The 21,710-nt window shown below is 65.7% G+C and carries 16 protein-coding genes and 1 pseudogene; 9 read left to right on the top strand and 8 right to left on the bottom strand.

The features are described from left to right. Positions 1–9: 9 nt before the first annotated feature. From MKAN_RS27120 to MKAN_RS27135, 3 genes are all read left to right on the top strand, one after another. On the top strand, positions 10–309 hold the full coding sequence (locus MKAN_RS27120; protein WP_023373841.1) for a hypothetical protein: 300 nt from the start codon (positions 10–12) through the stop codon (positions 307–309). Between the two features lie 15 nt (positions 310–324). Further along, positions 325–789, top strand: coding sequence for a hypothetical protein (locus MKAN_RS27125; protein ID WP_083043973.1), 465 nt, complete (start codon positions 325–327; stop codon positions 787–789). Between the two features lie 1,276 nt (positions 790–2,065). Next, entirely contained in the window at positions 2,066–2,413 is a 348-nt protein-coding gene (locus MKAN_RS27135) for a hypothetical protein (RefSeq protein ID WP_083028188.1), read from the top strand. A 210-nt stretch (positions 2,414–2,623) separates the two neighbouring features. On the opposite strand, the pseudogene MKAN_RS33150 reads toward MKAN_RS27135, so the two are convergent. From MKAN_RS33150 to MKAN_RS27150, 3 genes and pseudogenes are all read right to left on the bottom strand, one after another. Continuing rightward, positions 2,624–3,512: pseudogene (locus MKAN_RS33150) on the bottom strand (ISL3 family transposase); the annotation flags it as partial. A 229-nt stretch (positions 3,513–3,741) separates the two neighbouring features. Further along, on the bottom strand, positions 3,742–6,987 hold the full coding sequence (locus tag MKAN_RS27145; protein WP_172836650.1) for a DEAD/DEAH box helicase: 3,246 nt from the start codon (positions 6,985–6,987) through the stop codon (positions 3,742–3,744). Positions 6,988–7,101: 114 nt separating this feature from the next. Continuing rightward, the gene (locus MKAN_RS27150) at positions 7,102–7,854 is read right to left on the bottom strand and encodes an O-methyltransferase (protein WP_036394157.1); all 753 of its coding nucleotides are present in this window, start codon (positions 7,852–7,854) and stop codon (positions 7,102–7,104) included. A 133-nt stretch (positions 7,855–7,987) separates the two neighbouring features. On the opposite strand from MKAN_RS27150, the gene MKAN_RS27155 reads away from it, so the two are divergent. Genes MKAN_RS27155 through MKAN_RS27180 form a run of 6 tightly spaced genes read left to right on the top strand, consistent with a single transcriptional unit; the run spans position 7,988 to position 14,828 of the window. Further along, positions 7,988–9,214 (top strand): inositol-3-phosphate synthase, encoded by a 1,227-nt coding sequence (locus tag MKAN_RS27155; protein WP_023373858.1) that lies wholly within the window; start codon positions 7,988–7,990, stop codon positions 9,212–9,214. Then, positions 9,211–10,056 (top strand): SCO3242 family prenyltransferase, encoded by an 846-nt coding sequence (locus tag MKAN_RS27160; protein ID WP_023373860.1) that lies wholly within the window; start codon positions 9,211–9,213, stop codon positions 10,054–10,056. Before MKAN_RS27155 ends, MKAN_RS27160 begins: the two co-directional genes overlap by 4 nt. Beyond that, positions 10,056–11,477: a TIM barrel protein gene (locus tag MKAN_RS27165; protein ID WP_023373862.1), complete on the top strand. Its 1,422-nt coding sequence runs from the start codon at positions 10,056–10,058 to the stop codon at positions 11,475–11,477. Before MKAN_RS27160 ends, MKAN_RS27165 begins: the two co-directional genes overlap by 1 nt. After that, positions 11,474–12,325: a TatD family hydrolase gene (locus MKAN_RS27170; protein WP_023373865.1), complete on the top strand. Its 852-nt coding sequence runs from the start codon at positions 11,474–11,476 to the stop codon at positions 12,323–12,325. The genes MKAN_RS27165 and MKAN_RS27170 overlap by 4 nt, the downstream gene beginning before the upstream one ends. Further along, a complete protein-coding gene (gene eboE, locus MKAN_RS27175; protein WP_023373867.1) occupies positions 12,325–13,443 on the top strand; it encodes a metabolite traffic protein EboE in 1,119 nt (372 codons plus the stop codon). The genes MKAN_RS27170 and eboE overlap by 1 nt, the downstream gene beginning before the upstream one ends. Next, positions 13,440–14,828 carry an alkaline phosphatase family protein gene (locus MKAN_RS27180; RefSeq protein ID WP_036394328.1) on the top strand — a complete coding sequence of 463 codons (1,389 nt, stop codon included), beginning with the start codon at positions 13,440–13,442 and terminating at the stop codon, positions 14,826–14,828. The genes eboE and MKAN_RS27180 overlap by 4 nt, the downstream gene beginning before the upstream one ends. On the opposite strand, the gene MKAN_RS27185 is transcribed toward MKAN_RS27180, so the two are convergent. From MKAN_RS27185 to MKAN_RS27205, 5 genes are all read right to left on the bottom strand, one after another. Next, positions 14,814–16,220, bottom strand: coding sequence for an amino acid permease (locus tag MKAN_RS27185; protein ID WP_023373871.1), 1,407 nt, complete (start codon positions 16,218–16,220; stop codon positions 14,814–14,816). The two genes, MKAN_RS27180 and MKAN_RS27185, sit on opposite strands and share 15 nt — an antisense overlap. A 51-nt stretch (positions 16,221–16,271) precedes the next feature. Beyond that, positions 16,272–17,453 carry a PPE family protein gene (locus MKAN_RS27190; protein ID WP_023373873.1) on the bottom strand — a complete coding sequence of 394 codons (1,182 nt, stop codon included), beginning with the start codon at positions 17,451–17,453 and terminating at the stop codon, positions 16,272–16,274. 52 nt (positions 17,454–17,505) lie between these two features. Continuing rightward, positions 17,506–18,492 carry a PPE family protein gene (locus MKAN_RS27195; protein WP_080674291.1) on the bottom strand — a complete coding sequence of 329 codons (987 nt, stop codon included), beginning with the start codon at positions 18,490–18,492 and terminating at the stop codon, positions 17,506–17,508. A gap of 471 nt (positions 18,493–18,963) precedes the next feature. Beyond that, complete coding sequence (locus tag MKAN_RS27200; protein WP_232336032.1) at positions 18,964–19,890, bottom strand: hypothetical protein; 927 nt, start codon at positions 19,888–19,890, stop codon at positions 18,964–18,966. Positions 19,891–20,075: 185 nt separating this feature from the next. Continuing rightward, positions 20,076–21,635: a DHA2 family efflux MFS transporter permease subunit gene (locus MKAN_RS27205; RefSeq protein ID WP_051404591.1), complete on the bottom strand. Its 1,560-nt coding sequence runs from the start codon at positions 21,633–21,635 to the stop codon at positions 20,076–20,078. Positions 21,636–21,710 lie beyond the last annotated feature (75 nt).

The raw sequence follows: 21,710 nt of genomic DNA on the forward strand, positions 1-21,710 counted from the left end.
GGGATTGTGGTGGTGCATCCGTGGTCGGCGTTTTCGCCGGAGGCCAACTGTGCGGCGTTGGTGTCGGGGTCTGGTCCGGCCTCGACGTTGGCTTATGCCGACACGTTGAGCGCGCAGGCGGCGCAGGTGCAGGCGGTGGTGGCGGCGTCGACAGCCAGTGGGACGGCCACCTATGGCACCACGTGGCGCGGGGCGGGGGCTTCGGCTTCGGCGGTGGCCCAGGCTGCGTTGGATACCCAGCATGAGCTGCTGGCAGCTGCGCTGCTGGAGAAGGCATCCCATGTCGCGGCGGCGGCCGGTGCGCATTAGAGCGCGGTGGCCTCGATGGTCACCGCGCAGCAGGCAGTGGCGAATCGACGCGATGAGGCCACCGCCCAGCAGCTCAACCCGCTGGTGTGGGGGGCGTTGACCCCGCAGATCGTGGCGTTGAATCTGGAGTATTACGGGCAGATGTGGCCGCGCAATGCGGCTGCAGGCGCGGCCTATGGTGCGGCGTTGCGCGCGGCCGCGGCGGCGCTCATGGTGCCGTTTCCACCCGCGGTGGCGGGAGGGTCGCCGGCTGCGGCGGCGGTGGGGTTGGCCGAAACCGGGGCCGACAGCGCGGCCGAGGCAACCCTGCAGGCCAGCGAGCGAGCCGCCCACGCGGTGGTCACCCCGGCAGCGGCCGCGCAGCAGGGCGGTGCCGCCGCAGTGGCTGGTGCCGCCCCACTAGCCGGCCCCGCTGCAGTGTCGGCCGCCCGGAATACGGGGCCTCGGTGGCGGGCACCCCAACCGGGGCTCAGACAATGAGTCCGGCGCCGCAGGCTCCGTTGGGGATGTTCGCAAGGATCTCACCGGCCGGGGTGGTTGCCGCCCCCGCAGCCGCGCCCCCAGCCGGTGAGGGACCGGCCTCAGCGCAGCTCAGCGAGGCGCTGCAGAGCCGCGCCGGCGCCTTGACCCCGCCTGGATCGGGGCTGGGGCCTGGTGTGGTCAGCGGTTATCCGGGTGCGGGTTTAACCAGCTACATTCGGCCCACCGGCGACGGATTCAAGCCATCAGCCGTGCAGCGACCCGGCAGCGGCACACCCGCTGGCATGCTCACCGCCGCCGCGCTGCGCAGCCCAGTCGCTACCGCGCCCAGCTCGACAGCTACGGTGCAGCCGCTGGCCTACGTCCACCCACAACTACCACGACCCAGCGGCCCGTCTTCACCATCGCCCCTGCTCGGCCCCGGCGGCACCGCCCACACCCTCAACTCCCCACCCCCACCGCAACCTGCGACACCCCCGCCGCCGGCCCCCCAACCGGCTGCACCGCAAGGCGACCCGCCGGGGTCCTCCACCGGAAGCGGTGATCCTCGAGGCGCCGGGGGCCCCGGGGCCCAGATGCTAGGTTCTGGAGCCGGCCAAGCACCTCAGGCGCCGCCGTTGCCGATACCGCTTGCTCCGCAACCACCGGTTCCGCCGCCACCGTCTCCGTCGCCGGGCAAACCGCCGCTTGGGCAGCCCCCCATTCCGCCCTGGGCCAGCCCGCCGCCACCGCCATCGCTGCAAGCGACGCGAGACGCCTACAACAAGTTGATAAACGATATCGACCACCACAATTTGAATCCGCCCGACCCCACCAATTGGAACGCGGTTCAGGTCTATAACCAAGAAGCTTGGTATTACAACTCCTTGAAGGCGCAACTCGAGCGACAATTAGATGCGGCCAACGCTCAATACACGCCCGTCAAAGACGCCATACGGGCCGACATCCCATACTGGACACAACCAGCACCAGAACAGCCGCACGCACCGTCACCAGATCCATCGACACCCACTGGTCAGCGCGGCGGCCCAATGGATGTCCCCCGCGGAACGAATGCTCCTGCGACGATTGATGGAACGTCTTTCAGCGGACATGCGCTTGACGAAATGCAAAGCGACGGCATTCCAGTAAGTGTCGTGCAAAATACGCTTCGAAATGGTCTATCCGCGCCGAGCAGAGGAGGCACAACGGTTTTCTTTGATCCTGTCAACAATGTCAGCGTCGTCCAAGCCGCAAGTGGCAGGATTGTCACCGTGAGTTTCGGGGACCTACGACGTTGACGAACGAAGACGTGTCTCGCGACCGGACCGCCTATCTCCGGCAACTGGCTCTTGATTCGCTGAACAGATACAGCGGTGGATTCGCCGATCTCGAACGGGTAGATCGTGACCTGAAGTCGATAATCCGATCTCTGAACGACGTGGCGGATCCATCCTGGACCAGCTCTTTGCTCCGGCTGTGGGGCCAGCTCGAGATTATCTATGCGTTAGCGCTTGATGAAGAACGTTTCCGTCTGACAGAGGAAGAGGAGGTTTACGTGCGGGGAGTTATCGCCGAGCTAGTTGCGGAACTCCAGGGCTATGAGCTGCCGCCAGTCCGCGACACGGGCGAAGACGCTCGATAGCAGTAAAGAAAGTTCTCACGAGCCAGGTCAGGGCGGTCAATACGCGGCTTTCCCGTGGACGTTGCTTGCGGCAGCGACGGCGGAGGCGCGCTTGACGGGCGGTCACGGGCCGAGACCCGTCGTCGCGAGTTCCTGATGCTTCTCGCAGGCCTGCCCGTGAAGGCTCGGCGTGGCGGTCGCCGGACGATGGGCGCACTAGAGCCTGTAACTGCCGATGTGTCGGTTGGTGCGGGCGATCTGGTTGACCAGGGCGCGCTTATCGTCGGTGAGTTTTTTCCCCGGATGCGCAGCGCCCAGCGGGAGAGCGCCACTGCGCCGGGCTCATCGCGGCGCGGCCGGGTCCCGTGGCGCCCTAGGAGTACACCGCATCTAGGGCACGGTTGGCCCATCAGATGATGTGAAATGGGTCGTAACAGATTGTCGCCTGCGGCAGGTGGGTGCGGGTGGCTTTGGTGTAGGCCTTGGACACATCCGTGCTGACCACGCTGATGTGCGACAGAGCCGAATCGAGTTGGGATTGATAGAAATTGACCAGCGATTCCTCGCTGCGTCCAGATTGGATGTCAACCACGGTGCCGGTGTCGTGATCGCCGATGATGGTCAAATACCGGTGTGGGTGGCGGTAGCACACCTCGTCGACTCCGATGCGGTAGAGCGTCTCAAGCTGTCGGATAACGAGTAGCTCGGCCACCCCGCGGTTGATGATCGAGGTGACGGTTTCCCAGCCTCAGCGCATCAACGTGGCCACCGAAGTGCGGTCGGTGCGCTGGGCCAGCCACAGCACCATGTTTTCGAAATCTCGGGTATGACGCGCACCCGGGCGCGCCCAGGGCAGCTCGTCGATGCGCACCCCGCACTCGGGGCAGTCCACCCGCCGGATCTCATAGACCAGCCACAGCTTGAATCCGCCCAAGTCCAAGTGGCGCCAGCGGCGCCGGCGCCGGTCATAGGCCGCTGAGCACAGCATCCCGCACGGGCAGCGCAGCCATCGGGCGCGCGGGCGCAGACTGACTTCGACATCGCGATCTTTGATGACGATATCCGTCACCCAGGCCCCGAGGATCTGCAGCAGACGGTTAAATGCTGTAGAAAATTGCACGTGGTTGGCCTTCCGGGTTGAGGTTGGTGTGGTAACCCCGAAATCTAGAGCCGCACCGCGTGCGCGTCCGTCATTTCACCGATGCAACGCTGACACGCATTAGCCAATCAAAACCGCCCTGAACAGCACGAAAACCCTGGAGCGTCACATGCATTCGGTCATGGCGCGCGGGTAGGACAAGCTCCGTGCCCAAACTTCTGGCTGTGGATAATCGCCAAGCGCCCAGACCTCAGGTGAGCAGTCCGCGGATGTCGTCGGCCGTCAGCATTGAGGCGAAGGCGTTGCCGTCGTCGATCACGCTGGCAAAGAGCTTGGCTTTGCGCGCGTTGAGTGCCATGACCTTCGCTTCGATGGTGTCGCGGGCGATAAGTCGATACACCATGACATTGCGCTGCTGTCCGATGCGGTGGGTGCGATCGACTGCCTGGGTTTCGGTGGCCGGATTCCACCACGGGTCGAGCAGGAAGCAGTAGTCGGCCTCGGTGAGGTTCAACCCGAAACCGCCGGCCTTGAGACTGATCAGGAAAACTGGCGCAGTCCCTTCCTTGAACTGCTGAATCACCTTGGGACGGTTGCGGGTTCGCCCATCAAGGTAGCAGTAGTCGATGCCCTCGGCGCCGAGGCGATCTCGCACCCGGCCGAGGAAGCGAGTGAACTGGCTGAACACCAGCGCGCGGTGGCCGCCATCGGCGACGTCACGCAGCTGCTCCACCAAGACATCAATTTTCGCGCAGACCAGCGCGTCATGCGCAGCGTCGACAAGCCCGGGATGCAGCGCCATCTGGCGCAGCACGGTCAAAGATTTCAGGATCGTGAATCGGTTGCGCTGGATGTCGTCGAGCAAGCCGAGCACCTTCTGGCGTTCGCGTTGCAGCCGCTTGTCGTAGAGCGAGCGGTGTCTGGGCGGCAGCTCGATATCGAGCAATTGCTCTTGCTTGGCGGGCAGCTCGGCGGCCACCAGTGCCTTGGTACGACGCTTGACGAGCGGTTTGATCCGCCGGCGCAACAGAGACAGCAACTCGGGGTCGCCGGTCTTCTCGATGGGTTTTGCGTAGTAGTCGGCGAACTTGGCCGGGTTGGGAAACAATCCCGGGGCAGTGATCGATAGCAGCGACCACAGCTCCATGACGTTGTTTTCCATCGGCGTACCCGTGATCGCCACCTTGATGGGGGCCGGTAGCCGGCGCGCGCACTGGTAGGTCTTGGCGTGCCGGTTCTTTACGTACTGGGCTTCGTCCAGAATGAGGCCGGACCAGGTTTGGGAAGCGTAGGCGTCGAAGTCGAGGCGGAACAAGGTATACGAGGTAACGACGACGTTGGCGCCGGCGGCCAGCTCGTCAAGGTCGATGCCGGCACGGCGCAGGGTATCGCTGATCGCAGCCACCGACAGTTCCGGTGCGAACCGCGCGGCCTCCGCGCTCCAGTTGGCAACCACGCTCGAGGGCGCTACCACCAAGAACGGGGCTGGACTCGGATCCTCTTGTCGGACATGGCAGATCAGTGCGAGCGACTGGAGCGTCTTCCCCAGACCCATGTCGTCGGCGAGGATCCCGCCCAGTCCGTGGGCGTAAAGCGTCGCCAGCCACGAGAACCCGTCGGCCTGGTAGGGCCGCAGTTCGGCGCGCAAGCCGCTGGGCACCGGCACCGGCTCTACTCCCTGTAGCGCGCGCAGTCCGCGAACCTGCCGACGCCACTCGTCGGCCTGTTGGGTGACCACGCCCAGTGCGGCTAGCTCGTCGAATAGCCCGGCCTGGAACCGGCTGATCCGGGGCGGCCCCTCATCGGCATCGGTCAGTGCGCGGGCTTCCTCGATCAGCCGGCGCAGCTTCACCAGCTCCGGCTTGTTCACCGCAAAGTAGGCTCCGTCGGCCAGTAGCACATGTGACTGGCCGGAGGCCAGCGCGGTGAACACGCTGACGAACGGAATCTGGTTGCCCTCAACGCTGATCGTGATGTCCAGGTCGAACCAGTCCGCCTGTCCGGGCACCGCATCCATGGCCACACCGATGACCAGGGACTCGCCCGCCTCCCGATAGTCGACGGGGTCGCCGGTCACCTCCACCACGATCTCGGACAGCCCGGTGAGCAGCGGTTGGAGTTCAGTGGTGAACCGCATTGTCTCCAAGCCGCACAATCGGGCTCGGGCAATCAGCCTGCCGTCGGGGGCGCGGAGCCCGAACCGCTCCAGCGGGGCGTCGATGCGACGCGCGAGCTCGTTCTCGATGTCCAGGTCGCGGTAGCCCGGATCACCACACGCGTCCACACCGACGCGAAACTCGTTGTCGCCCACCCGGTACGCCCACTGCAGCGTCAACTCGACCTCGTGTCCATCCCGGTAGTCGGCACGCAGCATCAACGTCGGCCCGGTGATCGTCGGCGGCGTGAACGAGGTGTCCGACGATGTGACGGGCGTGATGCGCCGCAGCTTCGGGTAGTACTCGGCTGCGAACTGCGGTGCCTCAGCTGCAGGGATGGTCAGGATCTGACCGCCAAGGGTCATCCGCTGCAACGTCGCCGAGACCGGCTGGTCCATCCGCGCCAGCCGCAGCCCGCCGTCGGTGCAGACAACACCATGGCCCGACGACCCGATGAACGCGACAGCTGGTGCGGGCGCTCCGTCGACTTCAAGCAAGGGCATGACCGTGAGGTTGCCCGACGGGTCGGCGGTGACGTCCAAGGACAGGCGTGCCGCGGCATACGGCGGCACGTCGTGGTGGTCTTGTGCCTGCACCAACCGCACGCCGACTCGGCGCAGCTCGTCCAGTAGCGGCCATAACCGGGCTGACTCGAATTTCAGCAGCGAGATCGTCTTCGCGTCCCCATACGAGGTATACGAATAGCTGTAGTAGCCAGTCAGATTCGGGGCGCCCGCCCGATAGGCGGCATAGAACTCTTGTAGCGCGTGGAGGTGCGCGTCGGGATAACCGTAGTGTCGCAGCGCGGACAAGCGGCCCCAGCTCAGGTCGGCGGCGACCCAGCCACCACGCTTACCCGGGCGCACCACGCGCGCATCCAAGCCGCTCGCCGACAGGTTCAGCTCGATAGCCAGCGGCGTGCCGGCGGTACCGCCCGGCGAACGTGTCGGGAACAAGGAGTCCAGTGACTTGCGCCATGCCGCCGGAGCCGGCACCACCGGCTGTACGGCCGATGGGGGTTGCGACCGTGTCTTGGTGGTCCCGCTGGCCGCGATGAGGATCGCGGCCACATGCTTACAGTCCACTTGCATAGGGCAGGTGCACAACCCGATCTCGAGGTTCCAGGAGTCGGCGTAATCCATCGAAAGCTCCACCGTGGTGGTGTAAGTGCGGCCCCGGTTACCGCGAATGCTCCCGGTGAGACTGTCGTCGCCGGGGTTCCATGAACAACGCACCACTCGACCTTCGCGCGCGTAGTCCAGGCCACGCCGGTAGGTGTCGGCGCCCAGATGTGATTCGGCGTCGTCGAGATCGATCGACGGATACATCAGTGACTGCACGTCCGCACCGTAACGACCCGGTCCGACAGAAACCCAGAGCCACGCCCGCCCAGCAGCCAAAGTGGTGCGGATGAGGCTCGGGATTCGGGTGTGGCGACCCGGGCGTCGGGGCGACTAACCCAGGTACTCCGATTCCAGTACCAGGTCGGGCACTAGGGTCTGGTATTCGAGGTGGGCCCTGTGCTCCACGGTGTTCCACAGCCTGCCCTGCTCGCGCCGCATGTAGGCGCGGTACTTCGGCGCCCCCGGCACCAGGACGTTGTCGGCTACCACGATCGAACCCGGATGCAGCCAGTCGCGGTCCAGGATACTCTGCAGGTCGTCCAGGTAGACCTTCTTGTCGTGGTCGATGAACACGAAATCCAGAGCGCCAGAACCGAATCCGTGTTCAGTTGCCAGTGCGTCCAGGGTGTGTCCGCCGTCGCCGATGGTGCCGACCACACAGGTTATCCGGTCGGCGACGCCAGCATGAGCCCAGATCTGCCGGGCATTGGCGGCGTTGGCTTCGGCCAGTTCGACCGAGTACACCCGGGCCGCCGGCGCCGCCCGGGCGATCCGCAGTGCGCCGTAGCCGCAGTAGGTGCCCAGCTCCAGCGCCAGCGCCGGGTTGGCGCGCCGCGCCGCCGCGTCGAGCATCGGCCCCTTCTCGTCGCCGATATTGATCAGCATCGACTTTTCATAGGCGAACCTGTCGATGGTGGCCAGCACGTCGTCGATGTCGCCGGCACGGGCGTACCGGAGTACATAGTCGACGGCGGCCGCTTCGCGACCGTCACCGATTTGACCCGTCCTGGTGAGGTTGCGGATTCCGGGCGCCATGCGCCAGACCGACCACCGCAATGGGGCAATGCGTGCTCTGAAGCTCATCGTTGCCAGCTTACGTACAGTCAATGATCAGCCGAGACCAATGCGCGGTGTTAGCATCCTCTGCTTAGAAAAGCTAGTTTGTCACGCACGATACATCAGATTTTTACAGCGTTCGGCGATCAAGGACGGCGCGATGGACCACGACGACACCACCTCCCGGGTGACCGCGCAGCCCCGCTGCGGCCTGTGGCTCAGCGGTGCGCGGGGGTCGGTGGCGACCACGTCGATCGTGGGTCTGTATGCGCTCAGCGCCGGGCTGATCCCCGAAACCGGCTGCGTGACGGCGACTGCCGAGTTCGCCGGCGTCCCATTGCCGAAATATGCCGATTTCGTGGTGGCCGGACGCGACCTTTCGACCGCCCCGTTGGCCAAGCGCGCCGAGGCTCTGGTCGAGGCGGGACTGCTGCCGCACCACGTCGTCGCGGCGGTGTCAGATCGCCTGGCCGCCACCGAAGCCGAGATCGTCGGTCCGTCCTGCGTGGCCACGCCGGATCCGTCCACCGTCGGTGCCAGCACCCAAGCCGAACTGATCGACCGGCTCAGCGATGCGATGGGCTCGTTCATCTCGCGCAACGCACTTGACGTCTTCGTGGTCATCGACGTGGCATCGACGCAGCCGCCGGTGCCGGACCGCCCCGAGTACCACGACCCGGATTTATTGCGGGCCGCACTATGCGAAAAGGACCGCATGGTGCTGCCGGCAAGCGCGCTGACGGCCCTGGCGGCGATCCGCAATGGCGCCGCCTACTCCTGCTTCACCCCGTCGCCCAGCATGGGCGTTCCCGCGTTGCGCAGCCTGGCTGACGATGCCGACATTCTCTGCGGCGGCCAGGACGCCAAGACCGGCCAGACCTTGCTGCGCACCGTGCTGGCGCCGATGTTCGCCAGCCGCGCGATGACCGTACACTCCTGGGCGGGAACGAATCTGCTGGGCGGCGGCGACGGCGCCACGCTCGCCGACCCGGTCGCTGTGCAGTCCAAGCTCGCCAGCAAGCAACGTGGCATCCAGCAGATGCTCGGTGGCTCCGTCAACGCTCCGCTGCATATCGACTACGTGCCCGACCTCGGGGAAACCAAGGTTGCGTGGGACCACATTCACGCCACCGGATTCCTGGGCGGTCAGATCACGCTGCAAACCATCTGGTCGGCACCGGATTCCGCATTGGCCGCGCCGTTGGTTCTCGACGTGGCCCGCCTGCTGGCGATGGCCCGGATGCGCGGTGCGCACGGCGTCGTCGGGGAACTCGGCTTCTTCTTCAAGGAACCGTGGGGCTCGTCGACGCATTCACTTGCGGCGCAATACGAGGCGCTGGTGCAGTGGGCTCAGTCCTTTGCCACACCGGTTCCGGCCGACCGGTGAAGGTCAAGGCGTACCTGGACCTGATGCGGGCGCCTGCTGCGCTCACCGTGCTGGGTGACACTGCGGTGGGCGCCATCTGGGCTGGGCGTCCGCTGACCGGACGCCGCCTGGCGCTACCGCTGGCCTCGGCGCTGCTGTATTGGAGCGGCATGGTGCTCAACGACTGGGCCGACCGCGAGCGCGACGCCGTCGAACGCCCCGAGCGGCCGATCCCGTCCGGAGAAGTGTCGGGGGGCACGGCCGTATCTTTCGCCGCCGCCCTGGCCACGGCGGGACTGGCGACCGCGACGGCGGCCGGGGGCCGCCACGGTCTGGCCGCTGCCGGCCGAATCACGTTGTGCGTGGCCGCTTATGACCTGGTTGCCAAGGACACCGCCGCGGGGCCGTTGGTCATGGCGGGTTGCCGGTTCCTCGACGTGATGCTCGGCGCCGGCCCGAATTATCGTCGTGCGCTGGTTCCGGCGTCGGTGGTCGGCGGGCACACCACGGCGATCACGGTGCTGTCCCGCAGCGAGGTCACGGGTTCGGAACCGAGATTGCCGGCGATCGTCGGCGGTATGGCGGCGGCGGTGGCCGCCTCGGCGATGGTGAGCACACCGGGGTTTCGCGCCGCACCCGCCGCGGCGGTGTACGCGTGGTCGTTTGGCCCCGGCTTGTGGAAGGCATGGCGGCAGCCGACCGCCGAGGTTCTGCGCAGCGCGGTGCGTAGCGGCATCGCGTCGACGATCGCGGTCCAGGCCATGCTGGCCGCCCGGGCGCCGCGCACCATGCTGGCGTTGTCCGGGATCGCAATTGGATTGCGGCTCAAAGTTTCTGCGGCCCAACCCACTGAGGTGACCTGATGCATGTTGGCTACAACACGAATGGCTTGACCGATCACCCGCTCGCCGACGCGCTCGCGCTGATCGCCGAGCACGGGTATACCGCCGTCGCATTGACCATCGGCTACCCGCATGTTCGGCCGTTCGACTCCGATCTCGGTGCGCAGCTGGGCGCATTGCGCGCGCTGCTGGACACCCACGGATTGCAGGTGGCGATCGAAACGGGAGCGCGCTATCTGCTCGACCCATGCAACAAACACAAACCCGCGCTCGTCGACATCGCCGCCGAACCCCGCGTCGAATTCCTGCGGCGGGCAATCGACATTGCCGCGGACCTCGGAGCCACCTGCGTGTCGCTGTGGTCGGGCTATTCCGTCGACTACAGCGACCCCGAAACCACCCGGGAGCTGCTCGTCAGCAGGCTGGCGCAGGTGGTCGACTACGCGGACCGCAAGGCGGTCACGCTCGGATTCGAGCCCGAACCCGGCATGTTCGTCGAGACCGTGGAACAGGCCCGCGAAGTGTGCCGGGCACTGGGTGATCCGCCGCGACTCGGCATCACCCTCGACGTCGGTCACTGCGTGATGACCGAGCCGGCGGGTGCGCAAGCGGCCATCGCCGACCTGGGCGACAAACTGGTCAATGTCCACCTCGACGACATGACACCGCTCAAACACGAACACCTCGAGTTCGGCCATGGCGACCTCGATCTCGGAGCCGTGATGGACGCACTGCACAGCAGCGGCTTCGGCGGTGTCGCCTCGGTCGAGTTGCCACGTCATTCCCACGACGCACCGAATGTGCTGCGGCGCAGCATGTCCGCCATCAATCGCGCCAGACTGCCGATCGCGGCGCGCTCGTGGATCGACAACGCTGCGACCGAGATCCGGAGCGGCCCGGACAAGATCCTGGAAGCCTTCCCCAAGGCCGAGCGGGCGATGTCGCAGGATTCCGGCGATGCGGCGCTCCTGGCCCGACTGCAACTGCTCACCACGCTGGTGGCCGGAAATCCCGACCAGACAGCGGGTCCGCTCGTCGAAAGGCTGTACCAATGGGGGGATAGCGACGAACGCCTGGCCGTGCTCCGCGGCCTGGAGACGGCCGCGCTGGACGGCAACCTCGGACCGGTTACCACAGCGGCCGGCGTGACCCTGGCCGAGGATGCGTTGCGGTGCAACGATCCGCGGCTGGTAGGCGCGGCACTCGGCGGATTCGGAACACGGTTCCTGGCCCAGCCCACCTGGCGTCATGGCGTGATGAAGCTGATCTTCATGGAGGTTCCGTTGCGTGCCGTACCCGGCCTGCGCATCCGTGCCGATGCGGAATTGAGCCGGATGGCAACCGATTACATCAATGAACGTACTGCGGCCGGACGGCCGGTGTCGGCCGACGTGCGGATGCTGCAGCAGCTGGCTGCCACGATGACGGAGGTGCCGGAGTGAGGATCTTCGACCCGCACATTCATATGACGTCACGGACCACCGACGATTACGAGGCGATGTATGCCGCGGGTGTGCGTGCTGTCGTGGAGCCGGCCTTCTGGATGGGACAGCCCCGCACCTGCGCAGGATCGTTCATCGACTACTTCGACAGTCTCATCGGCTGGGAGCGTTACCGCGCGTCCCAGTTCGGTATCGCCCACAACTGCACGATCGCGCTGAATCCCAAGGAGGCCAACGACAGCCGCTGCCGGGCCGTGCTCGAGCAGATCCCGAGGTATCTTTCGAAGAGCGGTGTGGTCGCCGTCGGTGAGATCGGCTACGACTCCATGACACCGGAGGAGACCTCGGTTTTCCAAACGCAATTGGAGATGGCCGCCGAACACGGCCTGCCCGCGCTGGTGCACACCCCGCACCGGGACAAGCTCGGGGGCACGCTGGCCAGCATCGAGCTGGTGAAGCGGGTCGGAATCGATCCGGGAATGGTGCTGCTGGACCACCTCAACGAGGTGACCATCGAGCCCGCCCGAGACAGCGGATGCTGGATGGGCTTCTCCATCTATCCGGACACCAAGATGGACGAAGCGCGGATGGTCGTCTTGATGCAGCGTTTCGGCCTCGAACGGATCATCGTCAACTCGGCCGCCGATTGGGGACGATCCGATCCGCTCAAGACGGTCAAAACCGCGGAGGCGATGCTGGCGGCCTCGTTCAGCGAAGACGACGTCGACCGGGTGATGTGGCGCAACCCGGTCGAGTTCTACGGCCAAAGCGGGCAACTTCGCTTGTTGAGCGAAGAGCAGCAGGCGGCCTTTGCCGGCAACACCATCAACCGCGGAGAAAAGCGCTGATGCTGTCCTACTGCAGCAACGTCGTCGCTGCCGACAGTCTGCAGGCGCTGGAGCACCAACTGCTGTCGGTGTTCGCGCCGGCTCGACAACGCGCCGGTCTGGAACGCCTCGGCGTCGGCCTGTGGTTGCCGGCCGCCACCATGGCCCGGTTGGCCGCTGATCGAGCAGCGCGCAGCCGGCTGGCCGCGATTCTGGCCGACAACGGGCTTGCCGTGGTGACCATGAACGCTTTTCCCTACGGGGTCTTTCACGGCGATTCGGTGAAACATAAAGTATACCAACCTGATTGGACCACGCCGGACCGGCTGGAATACACCCGGCACTGCGCTGAGGTGCTCAGTGACCTGCTGGCCGGCACCGAACTCGGCACCATCTCGACACTGCCGCTGGGCTGGAGCAACCCATGGGATGCCTCGGCCGACGACCGGGCCCGGCAGACGCTGGCCGCGCTCAGCGACGATCTGCGGCGCATCGAACAGGAGGCCGGGCATCGAATCAGGATGGCCATCGAACCCGAGCCCGGCTGCGTGATCGGATCATGCCGCGACGCCATCGGCTGGTTCGGCCACGGCAGCGTCGATACCCGCTACATCGGGCTGTGCCTGGACACCTGCCACCTGGCCGTGATGGGTGAGAGCCCGGCCGAGGTGGTGGCCGGCCTGGCTGACATCGGAATCGACGTGGTGAAGATCCAGGCCTCCAACGCAATTCAGATCGACGACCTGGCCGCCGACGGTGTGGCCGAAGCCTTCGCCGAGTTCGCGGGCTCCCCTTATCTGCATCAGGTCAACGGCATCGACGCCGACGGGCGCCAGTGGTTCCGCGACGATCTGTCGTTCGCGGACCCGTCGACACCGCGGACCGGCAGCGCCCGCGTGCACTACCACGTCCCGCTGCACCTGGCTCCGCCGGCACCGCTGAGCAATACGTCACACGTACTCGCCGACGTGATGGCGATGCTTGGTGAGGGCGCGCTACCCCAACCCGTGGACGTCGAAATCGAAACGTACACATGGGAAGTTCTTCCGTCGTCGCTGCGGATGGGCAGCTTGGCCGACGATATCGCGGCCGAAACCCGTTGGCTGAACGATCTGTTGTGCGAATGGGACGCGGCATGACCCGACGAGTTCTGCTGGTCAACGTCGTCGGGCTCACCCAACCGCTGCTGCGGCACATGCCGAATCTCTCCGCGCTTGCCGCATCGGGCGCGATGCGACAACTGGTGCCGGTGTTCCCGGCGGTCACCTGCTCGGTGCAGTCGTCGATGGTCACCGGCCTGAAGCCCAACCAGCACGGAATCGTCGGCAACGGCTGGTATTTCCGTGACCTGGGCGAGGTACTGCTGTGGCGGCAGAGTAACAAGCTGGTTGCGGGGGAGAAGGTTTGGGAGACCGCTGCCGGGCGCTTCGACGGGTACACCTCTGCGAACGTCGGCTGGTGGTATGCGATGAACGCGAGCAACGACGTGATCGTCACACCGCGGCCGGTGTACCACCAGGACGGCCGCAAATCGCCGGACTGCTACGTCGTGCCGTCGGATCTGCACGACATCCTGACCGACAAGCTGGGCACGTTCCCGCTGTTCCAATACTGGGGACCGACGGCCGACATCACGTCGTCGCGCTGGCTGGTGGATGCGTCGATAGAAATCCTGCAGCGGTATTCGCCGACGTTGCTCACAACGTATATCCCACACCTGGACTACGATCTTCAGCGCTACGGTCCGCAGTCACCGCAGGCCCTGACCGCCGCCGCGGACGTCGACGCGGCACTGGCCCCCCTGCTGGCGGCGGCCGCCGAGCATGACATGACGACCGTCGTGGTCTCCGAATACGGGATCGCACCGGCCAACAACCCGGTGGATATCAACCGCCGGCTCCGCCGGGAAGGGTATCTGAACGTCTACACGCAACAAGGCCGGGAATATCTGGACCCGTGGACATCACGCGCATTCGCCGTAGCCGACCATCAAGTAGCGCATATCTATGTGCGTGACGAGTCCGACATCGCCCGGGTGGCAGCTCTGGTCGCAGAGCTCGACGGAGTCGACGCCGTCCTGGATCGAAACGCCCAGCGGTCCTTGGCAATCGATCATCCGCGGGCGGGGGAGCTGGTTGCGATCGCCGAACCGGCCGCCTGGTTCACCTATTACTACTGGCTCGACGACACCAGGGCGCCGGAGTTCGCGCCGTGCGTGGACATTCATCGCAAACCCGGTTACGACCCCGCCGAGTTGCTGATGAACCCCGACGACCGGACCGTCAAAGCCAAAGCCGCCGCGGCCCTGGCCAAAAAAGCGCTCGGTCTTCGATACACCATGGGAGTCATCGCTCTTCACGGCCGGCATGTCGGCGGCACGCACGGCAGGCTGCCGGACTCCGACGAGGACACGCCCCTGATCATCACCTCATCACCAGACCTGCTGCCGGATAAGGCCGCACCCATTTCGGTCACCGCGGTGCGTGACGTGGTGCTGGACGCCCACGGCCTACGGCAACACTGAGCGTTCGCCGCTGATCGGGCCGTCGGCAAAGCCGCGCACGCTCACGGCACGCCGCCGGACCATGAGCCAACCCCCGGTGAGGGTCACGAACCAGAGCGGGACCAGCGCCAACGCAACTGCGGTTTCTGTCTTGGTGGTGAGGGTCCAGATCACGAAGGCAAAGAAGGCCAGGACCGCCCAACACATGCTGACACCGCCGGGCATCTTGTAGATGGAGCCGGCGTGCCGCCGTGGATGCCGGCGGCGGTACACGAGGTAGCTGACGACGATCGTCGTCCACACGAACATGAAGAGCAGCGACGCGACGGTGGTGATCAGTGTGAAGGCGCCGATCACCGAACCGCCCGCGTAGAGCAGCGGGATGGACGTCAGCAGCAGCGGAGCCGTGAAGACAATGGCCGACGCAGGCACCCCCCCGCGGTTGAGCCGTTGGAACACTGCCGGCGCGCTGCCCTCGTCGGCCAGGCCGAACAGCATCCGGCCGGTGGAAAACACCCCGGAGTTCGCCGACGAGGCGGCCGCGGTGGTCACCACGAAGTTGACGACCGACGCCGCCGCGGCCAGGCCCGCCAGCGAGAACATTGTCACGAACGGGGATTGGCCGCTGGCGAAGCGCCGCCAGGGCACTACGGCAAGGATTGCCACCAGCGCGCCGACGTAGAAGATCGCCACGCGCACCGGAACGGCGTTGATCGCCCGGGGAATGGTGCGGCGCGGGTTAGCCGTTTCGCCGGCGGCGGTGCCGACGAGTTCGACACCGATGTAGGCGAAGAACGCGATCTGGAAGCCACTGGCCAAGCCCATGAAGCCCTGGGGGAACAATCCGCCGTCGTTCCACAGGTTTTCGATCGTCGCTCGATCACCTTGCGGGGAAACGAAGTTGGTCACCACCAGGAATGCGCCCAAGAGGATCAGGCTCAGTATCGCCACGACCTTGATCAGCGCCAGCCAGAATTCCATCTCGCCGAAATGGCCGACGCTGAACAAGTTGACCGTCAGGATGAGGCCAACGGTGAGCAGAGCCGGTAACCAGACCGGCGAGGCGGGCCACCAGAACCTGGCGTAGCCGGTGATCGCGACGAGGTCTGCGATGCCGGTGACGACCCAGGCAAACCAGTACGACCACCCCAGATAAAACGCTGCGGCGGGCCCCAACAGGTCGGCAGTGAAATCGACGAACGACTTGTAGTTCAGGTTCGATAGCAGTAGTTCACCCATCGCCCGCAGGACGAAAAACACGAAGAACCCGATGATTGCGTACACCACCAAAACGGCGGGTCCGGCAAGGGAGATCGTGCGTCCGGACCCCATGAACAGGCCGGTGCCTATCGCACCCCCGATCGCGATCAACTGGATGTGACGGTTGGAAAGCCTGCGCTGCAGGTGCGGCATGTGGGGTCCTCATCACGTGGTGGATTGAATTGTGCACCACCGCAGCGGCGGTCACCCCGCAAATGGCGGTCGGGACATCACGGTGACCCGAAACCCGTACTTGGGACCCGCACCCGCGGCGGCAGCGCCCGGGCCGGCCAGTGGCATTCCGCCCAGCAGGCTTCCCGGCGCACCGACCTCCGGCGGATTGACGATGTCGCTGGCCAATGGTGCAGCGTCCGCCACTGCCGGGCCCGGGCCCGGATTGGCTGACCAGGTGGGCGGCACCGACAACTTGCCGAGGGCGGATGCGTTGCCCAAACCGGCGGTTACCGGCCCGGCGCCGCCGAGGGCAGCAGGCGCAGCGCCTGCCGCAGCTGCGGCCGCGGCGGCCGAGGTTTCGGAGATTTCCGAGGCCGCCGGGCCGATCCAGCCGAGCGCCCGCCACGACGTGATCAGGCTGTTGCCGATACCGATGGCGAAATATGGCAGACCCACGGTGTTGTAGATGAGTTGCGATATCGGCATATACCAGTCGATGAGCCACTGCAGCCATCCCGGATTCGAGGTCAAGCCCCCAGCATTCAGTGCCGACGAGATGGGCGATGCGAGTCCCAGCAGCATGCTCGGCAGCTCAGAAATGAGCCCCGACAACGTGTTCTGCGCCGCCCCGGCCGAGGTCGCGACGGCTTGGGTGACCGCGGCGGACTGGGTTGCGGCCGCCGCGGGGCTAGTGATGTGCGGCGGCGGGGTGTACGGGGTCAGCTGCGCCGCGCTCGCCGAGGAACCCGCATAGCTGTACATCGCCCTGGCGTCCTGCGCCCACATCTCGGCGTACTGAGCTTCCAGCGCCGCGATCGCGGCGCCGTATTGTCCGTACACGTTTTTCGCGATGAGCGATGCCAGCTGAGCGCGATTGGCCGCAATGAGCGGTGGGGGCACCACGGAGGCAAACGCCGTCTCGAACGCGGCCGCCGCCGCCCGCGCCTGACTTGCGGCCTGCTCGGCCTGCGCGGCGGCGGCTCGCATCCACGCCAGGTACGGTGCGACCGCCTCGATCATCAGCGTCGACGCCGGCCCCAGCCATTCTTCGGCATGCAGCGTCGTCACCACCCGCTGGTAGCCGTCGGCGGCCGAACTCAGCTCGGAAGCCAACCCGCTCCAGGCCGAGGCCGCCGCAACCAGCGGGGCTGATCCCGGTCCGGCATACAAGCGTCCGGAGTTGACCTCCGGTGGCAGCGCCCCGAAATCCATCGCTATGAGCTCCTAACGTTGTGGCGGCTCGCCATGGCGATCACTGAACCGGCTATCCGGCGTTCGGTGGGCGACACGTCACCCGGATTCGTGATCCATACCGGCGGCCGAAGTTGCCGCCGGCCTCGGCCGTTCTCGACCGTGCCGGTGATACGCCCGGCAGCAGGCCCGACAATTCACCGGCCCGGACGGCGGCGCGGACGCCACGAGCCGATACCGTCGCCACCTTGGCGCCTGCGGCCGAGGGCAGCGGGTCCCACCCCGGTGGCACCGACATCGGTCCGATCTTGACGGCCAGACCGGCACTGATCGCCACCGGCCCGGCGCCCACTTGCGACAAGCTCCACCCCGCGGCGGCGCCCGGCGCGCCGGCCCCGGCCGCGGCCGCCGCAGCCGGCACTTGCGCGTTGGACCACAACATCGCTGCGGCAAACTGCAGACCATTCAGGGTCAGCCCGCCGGCGTCGTAAATGAACCCCTCGGAGATGGCCAAGGCGTCCAGAATCGTTGTCCAGTACTCGAGCACGGTGTCCCATGGAATCGACGCCGGGTAGGGGTTGGTCACCTTCGGTGGCGGGGTGAACGGCGTCAATACCGAGGCGACCGCCGCGGCGGCGGCGTATTCGTGCATGGCGGTGGCGTCTTGAACCCACATCTCGGCGTAGTGAGCCTCGGCGGTCGCGATCGCCGGGGTGTTTTGCCCGAACCAGTTGGTCGCGACGAGTGTCATCAATAAAGCCCTGTTGGCCACGATCACCGGCGGCGGCACTGTCAGCGCGAACGCCAACTCAAAGGCAGCAGCGGCCGCGCTGGCCTGAATTGCGGCCTGCTCGGCAAGCGCCGCCGTGGTACTCAGCCAACTGACAAACGGCAGAACGGAAGCCACCATCGCATCGGCCGCCGGCCCGCGCCAGGGCAGGCCGGTCAGCTCGAGGATCAGCGAGCTGTAGGCAGTAGCCGCAGTCTCCAGGTCATCCGCCAGGCGGCCCCACGCCGCCGCGGCGGCCATCAGCGGCCCCGATCCGGGGCCGCTGTACATACGCCCGGAATTGATCTCGGGCGGCAATGCCGTGAAGTCGGACAGCAGGCCGGGGCGGATGCCGCCGGCCACCAGCGGACTGCCGACAACAGGCAAGATCTGCACGCCGGGCACGCCCTACCGTCCCATCGCGATGGCCGATGCCCCACCGCCGACCCCGGCTGAGCTTGGGCAAGCAACGTGACCAGAGCAATCAACGTTGTTGGCACAGAAATTGACGGTCATCGACACCACCTAGCGATTGGGACTGACGCGGCCGGTCGCGACATCGATGTCGGCAAGATGTCGGCAATCAGTGCATTAGTTTGTATCCGCCGTCCCTGCGGCGCGGAGGTCGAAATGAAATTACCGCTTTGTTAAACCCCCGGTAGGAGTAGTTAACGAAGATAAAATCACCGCTCGTCTAATGTCTGACCCGCGCGCCGGTTCGGCAATTAGCGCCGGTAGCGACCTCTCAGACTTGCCTAGACTTCACAAGACTTCTTGATAGGTGCCGCCCGCAACGGCCGGCGCCGATTGCGGTGGAATCGCCAACCGCTCGCGAAGCTCCGCCACTGGTACCTCGGCGTAGCGTCGCCAGTCCCAACTCCCGTAGGTGAGGTCAGCTTTGCACTCGAGGCCGCGCCGAAAAGCATCCATATAGCCGGCGGGATCTAATGATCCGGTCAGCGCCTCGGACCGAAAGTCAATTTTTATGCCGGCCTGAAACTGCAGGAGCACCAGCAGCAGCGGTGCAAATGGGTTGCGGGCCTTATATCCGACCGTGAACGCTCCGGCAAGAATTTCACCGGCAGGCTCCGTCGAATACGCGGACAAGACGTGAGCCACGTCATGCGAAACAATGAACTCGCCCGTGGTGCCTTTCTCACCCGGAAACCTCAGGCTGTTCCGCACATAGTGGGCCCACAGTTCGCGTCCGAGCAGGCCCGGTTCGAGAAGACCCAGCTTGTGATAGGACGCGGCCAGCACCGGGTCGGTCGAAAGCCCGAGATAACCGGACATGTTGTCCCAGAAGCCCTTCAGAACCTGGATACGAGATGTGCCGTGGCTGCTCATGAGCTTTGCCCTGATTCGCATGGCCCCGATGAATTCGCGTCCGCGGGCAATGTCGAGTAGGTCATCGAGGAACCCCTCATGGCAACCCAGCGTCCTCGCGACCTTCCGGCTCGCCTCGACTCTCGGCAGCTGCACTCTGCCGTGCGCGAAAATCGCAGCGGTCATCAGGAACAACGCGCAGCGTTTCGCGACGTCGGATTCGAGCCCGGCCGATATTTCGTCGGCCGGTCGCTCGGCAACCTTTCTCCAGTCGATGTCGTCATCGGCCAGATACCTGCTTGCGGCTTCCAGGAGGCTCTCATCGGTTACTGAGAGCCCGTTGGACTTGGCAACACCGGCCATTGCCGCAATGCCGATTTCCACGTCGCGCTTCGTCGGCAACCGTTGCGGATTTTCGCTGGCGATGTGCGACGGTCCTTCCCGCGAAGTCATCGTGCAAGCATATCCACCAGGCGCGGTGTTCGGGGCGCTGGCGCCCGGCGGGGCTGGTTCACCCGGGTGCCGGCGGCATTCGACGAAGGGGCAGGTTATTTCGCACTCTTAGACATCTGGCCCGCGGGCTTCTTCGGCAGAAATGCCACCGGGACAAGTGTCAACGCCACCAGCCCCACCGCTGCCGCGAACACCACGCTGTATGCGTGCGAAAGGTCATGCAGCACATTGCCTTTGAAGTCAGGGTTGAGTGCCTGCGGCGGTATCGACGACGGGTCGACCGGTACCCCGCGCCGGGCCGCGTCCTCTTGTAGGTCCGCGATCTTGCGTGCGGCCGCGACGTTTTCGCTGCGATTGAACTGGCTGGTCAGGATCATCGACATCAAGGCCGTTCCCACCGATGCCCCCACCTGCTGATTGACACTGACCAGCGTCGAACCCCGCGCGATGTGATGCGGGGCCAGGGTCTGCACCGCGGCGGCGGAAAGCGGCATCATCGTCAAACCCATGCCCAGGCCCATGATCGTCAATCCGATGAGCAGTGTCGGCAGGTACGCCGCCTGTCGGGCCACCCCGTAGGCGAAGATGCCCATTCCCGCGGCGATCAGCGTCACGCCGACCAGCAGGATCTTGCCGGGTCCGCGTTTGTCCATCATGGATCCGGCCAGCGGCATGGTCACCATGGCGCCGATTCCCCTCGGGACCATGCTCATCCCGGCCCCTAGCGGCGTCTGGTGCAGCAACTCCTGGAAGTAGCTGGGGAATAGCAGCCCGGCGCCGAAAAAGGAGACGGCGAACAGAAACATCGCCGAGTTGGCAAGCGCGACCACGCGGTTAGTGAACAACCGCAGATCGATCAGCGGATGCTCGGCGCGGTAGCTGGCATGCAAGACGAACCCGACGATCAACGCCAGACCGAGCGCGGCCGGTATCCACACATGGCGATCGGTCACCGTTCCGCGCGCGGGAACAACGGACACCCCGTACAGGAATGTGGCCAGGCCGGGGGACAGCAGCAGCATGCCGAGGACGTCGAATGACTCCGACGGTGTCGGCTGATCCCCCGGGAAGACGGTTGCCGCAAGCAGCAATGTGATCAGCCCGATCGGCAGGTTGATCCAGAAGATCCATTGCCATCCATAGCTGTCGATCAGCCAGCCGCCCAGCACCGGGCCGAAAACGGGGCCGAGCAGCATCGGAATGCCCAAGATGGCCAGCACCCGCCCGAGCCGCCGGGGGCCCGCCTCTCGGGTGAGGATGGTCAGTACCAGCGGCATCAGCATGCCGCCGCCGAGGCCCTGCACCACCCGGAACACGACCAGCAGAGTGATGTTGGGCGCCATCGCGCACAGCAGTGAGCCGAAGGTGAACGCGAGCAGCGAGCCCATGAAGGGGCGCTTGGTGCCGAACCGGTCGGCTACCCAGCCGGCCAGCGGGATCACCGCCGCCAAAGCAAGGGTGTAGCCGGTCATGGTCCAGGCGACCATGGCTTGAGTGGTGTGGAACGTGGCGACGAAGGTGCGCTGCGCGACGGTGACCACCGTCGTGTCCACGATCGACATCATCGAGCCCAGGACACACACGCCGGCGATCCGTAGTAGCCGGGCGTCGAGTTGATCGGTGTGGCTTCGTTGGCCGGTGCTCGTGTCGTCCATGGCAGCTCCCAAGAAATGCGCTTGCCGGAGAAGCATGTCACAGCGCCGCGGTCCTGCGGCTGCCGACGACGGCAT

Origin of the sequence: Mycobacterium kansasii ATCC 12478, assembly GCF_000157895.3 — a bacterium.
Lineage (GTDB): Bacteria > Actinomycetota > Actinomycetes > Mycobacteriales > Mycobacteriaceae > Mycobacterium > Mycobacterium kansasii.